The 4,149-nt window shown below is 65.1% G+C and carries 4 protein-coding genes; 1 reads left to right on the top strand and 3 read right to left on the bottom strand.

Annotated elements, in window-relative coordinates:
• On the top strand, positions 1-413 hold a 413-nt coding region (locus VLT15_09310; protein HSR45413.1), incomplete at its 5' end, for a Type 1 glutamine amidotransferase-like domain-containing protein.
• A 98-nt stretch (positions 414-511) separates the two neighbouring features.
• On the opposite strand, the gene VLT15_09305 is transcribed toward VLT15_09310, so the two are convergent.
• From VLT15_09305 to VLT15_09295, 3 genes are read right to left on the bottom strand one after another with little or no spacing between them, the layout of a single operon-like run.
• A complete protein-coding gene (locus VLT15_09305; GenBank protein HSR45412.1) occupies positions 512-1,927 on the bottom strand; it encodes a GerMN domain-containing protein in 1,416 nt (471 codons plus the stop codon).
• 41 nt (positions 1,928-1,968) lie between these two features.
• Positions 1,969-3,396, bottom strand: coding sequence for a HAMP domain-containing sensor histidine kinase (locus VLT15_09300; GenBank protein HSR45411.1), 1,428 nt, complete (start codon positions 3,394-3,396; stop codon positions 1,969-1,971).
• 1 nt (position 3,397) lies between these two features.
• Positions 3,398-4,072: a response regulator transcription factor gene (locus VLT15_09295; protein HSR45410.1), complete on the bottom strand. Its 675-nt coding sequence runs from the start codon at positions 4,070-4,072 to the stop codon at positions 3,398-3,400.
• Positions 4,073-4,149: the final 77 nt, after the last annotated feature.

The following is a 4,149-nucleotide window of genomic DNA, read 5'->3' as shown; positions in this document are numbered from 1 at the left end:
GGGAAGCCGGTGCAGGGATCATCGGATCGTCGGCCGGCGCAATGTGCCTCTTCGAGCATCGCCTCAACCTCTACCCACCCAACCCGCTGAAACGTATCGCCGGGTTGGGGGTACTCAACGGTTTCACCGCTGCTCCGCACTTCGACCGCTTCCGAGCCGAGCGGTGGGCGCCGTGGGTCGTGAGAAACGTCCTCCGTACGAGCATCATCGGCCTGGATGAAGGCACCGCGCTCGTCGGCCGCAACGGACGGTTCCGGGTCGAGGGGCGGCGAAACGTGACACTCGTTCGTCCCGGAGATCTCCAGGTGTTCCCGACCGGATCAGATGTACCGATCCGATTCGGGCAGGCATCGGCCACCGCGGAGCCGATACCGTTCGTACGTTCGGTTCCCGTCCGGGCCGCCGCCCGCTGAGCGCCTCGAAACCCGTTTTCGCGCGACATTCGGTACCCATAGGGTCGGAATGTCGCGCGAAAACGGGATTGGGGTGCGGCGGATCGATGTTTGAGGGCCTAGGGCGCCCACTGATCGATGGTCAATCCGACGATCACGGGCTCTCCGTTCTCGTAGTCGATTGATACGTACCAGGTGATCCAGTCGAGACCGTCGTAGTCGGGATTGTCGCCCGAGTCGTGAACGCCGATGTAGTTGAAAGACTCGAACTCGAACGGAATGGCGTATTCCGCCGGCCGGCCGTTGCCCGCCACTATCGGCTCGTTCGTCGTTGTCACGGCGTCGACGTCCTTGTAAGCCGACAGGAAGCTATCGGCAACCGCCTCCGCGAACGTCCGTCCGGGGATCAGGTCGAAGTCCGGGTCGTCCAACCCGATGGCGACAGACGGCCACTGGTAGGTCGTCGGATCCAGCAGGATCGCTTGGAGCTGGTCGGAAGCGAACCTGAGGGGCGCGGCATGGTGAGCGACATACAGGCCGCGCTGCGAGGTCACCAGACGAAGGTCGCCGTCGTTGGCGATCAGATAGGCGAACTCGTCCAATAGGTCCGCCACACGGGCGTCTGCTTCGAAGGCAGGTCCGTCGACGACGGCGGCCAGGAATCGAGCGTTGACCCAGAAGCTGCCCCGCGGTGTTTCGATCTGTGCCCAGACGGAGGAACCGGTGATCTCCTCGGGCCCGGTCCGCTCAACCACCACACCGGGCAGCAGCATCCCGACGATCGGCGAGGCGGCCGTCGGGTCCTGACGTACGTTCAAGACATCGTCTGCGGCGACCAGCGCCACGCGGGCCAGATCCGCAGGATCCGCGCCGCTCGTGTCAGGCAGATCGGCTTGTCCCCAGGGTTGGGTCTCCGGCGTGTCGATACCGGGCTCGATCGGCAGGATCGTCGCGTAGTCGTCCCGGTTCACAGGGTGCTCCAGAACCACGCCCTCCCCGGAGAAGACGGTGATCGCCTCTCCGTCGAGCCGGAAGCTCACCTCGTCGATGGTTTCGAACTGGGTGAGGGTGTAGACCACCTGTGCCAGGCGGCTCAGGATGTTGAATGATCCGCCCCCTACCTCGAACTCACGCGAGAGGTCGATCGTGGCCAGCCCGTCCTTAATGGTCAGGCCGAGGAGAAGGGTGTCGGCGGGAATCGCGGTCGAGAGTTCTGTGTCCTGTTCTGCAGGGGTCGGCCCCGCGATCAGAGCCCTGATCGCGTTGGCGGCGACATCCGGCGTATCGACTGCCCGGATCACCGATCTGGCCTCGAGGCCTTCTTTGATGAAGAACAACTCAACGAATAGCTGGTCCGCCGGTGGTTCCGTGGTCGGCGGCACGGTGGTCGGAACGGACGTGCCGTCACCCGGAAGGGTTGTTGCGGTGGTGTCACCGGGGGGAACGGTGACCGGGCCGGCGTTTCCGATATCTCCGGCCCCGCATGCTGCCGTGAGGATGGCCAGCACGCTGACGGCGAGGATGGTGCGTCGCATTGTTGACTCCTGTAGTGATCCTTGTGGTCACCATCAGGTTGCTACGCCGGGTTCTCGTTTCCGTCACGGGAATGTAACGATTCGGTCACAGGCAGGCTGAGGTCGAACACAAGCCCACGCGGTGTGCCGGGCCGTGCCGTGAGGTCTCCTCCGAGGCGTCTGGCGTGTTGACGGGCGATCGCCAGGCCGAGGCCTGTTCCCCCTTGTCGTGACGGGTCGGTCTTGTAGAACCGGTCGAACAGAAGGTGGAGGTGTTCGACTCCGATTCCCGGGCCGTCGTCTGCGACTTCGATTTGCAGGTTCCCGGCGGCCATTCGCGCGGTGACGACTACCTCAGCTTCGGGAGCGTGGTTTCTGGCGTTGTCGAGCAGATTCCCGACGATGCGTTCTAGTGATCTGCGGTCGGTGCGGATGCGGCCGATCGGCCCGGACACGCTGAGGCGGGCGACCGGATGGCGGTCGGCGATGACGGCCTCCAGGAACCGCGGCAGGTCGACATCGGACAACTCCGGCGAGTCGGGGGCGGAGTCGAGACGGGAGACCTCGAGTAGGTCCTCCACCAGGGTGCGCAGCCTCTCGACGTCGTCGACGAGCATCCGCCCTATTCTGCGGTCGGTGTCGGGCAGTTCGTCCAGCCGGCCCTCCAGCATCGCGGCCTCGTTGACCAGGGCGGTGAGCGGAGTCCGCAGTTCGTGGGAGACATCGGCCACGAAGCGTCGTTCGCGGTCGTGGGCGGCGACGAGAGCGCCTATCTGAGTCTCAAGGGCGGCTGCCATCTGGTTGAAGGCGAGGGCCAGTGCTCCGAGTTCGTCGCTGGTCGTCGCCGGCAGCCGGACGCTGAGATCTCCCTCTGCCATGATCCCGGCCGCTCTGCCGGCGATCGCCACGGGCCTGAGGACGCGCCTGGCGATCAGCCCCGCTCCCATGGCTCCCAAGATGAGGATCGCTGCTCCGGCGATGGTCAGCACGCGGGCCAGCTGGGAGAGCGCCTCGTCGACGTCGGCTGCCGGATAGAAGAAGTAGAAGTCCGGACCGGATGGTGGCCGGCGGGCGGCAACCACCAGGGTTGGAGTCTCGCTTTCCTTGAGGAACTCGTAGCCGAACTCTCCTCCGTCGACGATCTGCCGAAGCTCCGGTGAGAGTGACTCGTTGGCGGCCAGCAGGTCGAGTGAGGAGGCGTAGGTCTCACCGTCGGCAAACTTTATGTACACGCCGTCTGAACCGCGCAGGAGGAACCGGTCGGCCAGCCCGCTCGCCTCGAACTCGGTCAGCCCGGATCCGGGGGGTAGTTGTTCGGCAGAGGCAAGCACCGTGACGTTGAACTCGGCCCGTGCGACCGCATCATCGACCAGCTGCCCGCGTAGCGAGCTCCGGACCAGCGCGTAGGACAGAACCGCGACAAAACCTGCCGTCACACCGATGAGGACTATCACCGTGACGATCAGGCGAGCTCGAAAGCTGCCGAACATCTCACCGGCCCGCCCGGTAGCCGACCCCGCGCACTGTTTCGATCAGGTCCGGCGAGCCGTGGGTCCCGATCTTGGCCCGGAGCCGTTGAATCGCGACGTCCACCAGGCGGGAGTCGCCCAGATAGGAGTAACCCCAGACCCGGTCGAGCAGCAGCTCGCGAGTGAAAACCTGTCCCGGCCGGCGGGCAAGTTCGAGCAGCAGCCTGAACTCTGTCGGTGTCAGCCCGAGTTCCACGTCGTTCACGGTGACCCGGTGACCGGGTACGTCGATGCGCAGTGGTCCGAGTGTGAGCGTCTCCGCCGGGTCCAGCAAATGGGCCCTCCGGAGGGCGGCCCTTATCCGGGCGACGAGGACGGGCATCTCGAACGGCTTGGTCACGTAGTCGTCGGCGCCCGACTCGAGTCCGACCACAACGTCGATCGCATCGCTCCGGGCGGTGAGCATGACCACCGGCACCGAAGACTCGGCCCGAATCGCCCGGCACACCTCGAGTCCGTCGCGTTTCGGGAGCATCACATCGAGGACGACGAGATCGGGTTGATCACGGCGGAAACGGAGAAGAGCTTCTTCGCCGTCGGCCGCCGTGTGCACCGAGAAACCGGCGTCCCGGAGTCCGAGTTTGGTGATCTCCCGGATCGACTGGTCGTCCTCGACGATGAGAATCGTGGCATCCACGCCTCTGAGTATGCCTGATTGCGCTGCAGAAGAAGCGTCCTCTGCGTTTTCGCGCGACATTCGGAACCTATAGGTGC

The organism is Acidimicrobiia bacterium (genome assembly GCA_035471805.1).
Lineage (GTDB): Bacteria > Actinomycetota > Acidimicrobiia > Spongiisociales > JAHEDJ01 > JAHEDJ01.
Note: the sequence above shows the minus strand (reverse complement) of the source record. Positions and strands in the feature narration are given on the sequence as shown.

Coding starts and splice junctions, on each gene's coding strand:
- VLT15_09305 (HSR45412.1), bottom strand. CDS start 1,927: ATGCGACGCACCATCCTCGCCGTCAGCGTGCTGGCCATCCTCACGGCA.
- VLT15_09300 (HSR45411.1), bottom strand. CDS start 3,396: ATGTTCGGCAGCTTTCGAGCTCGCCTGATCGTCACGGTGATAGTCCTC.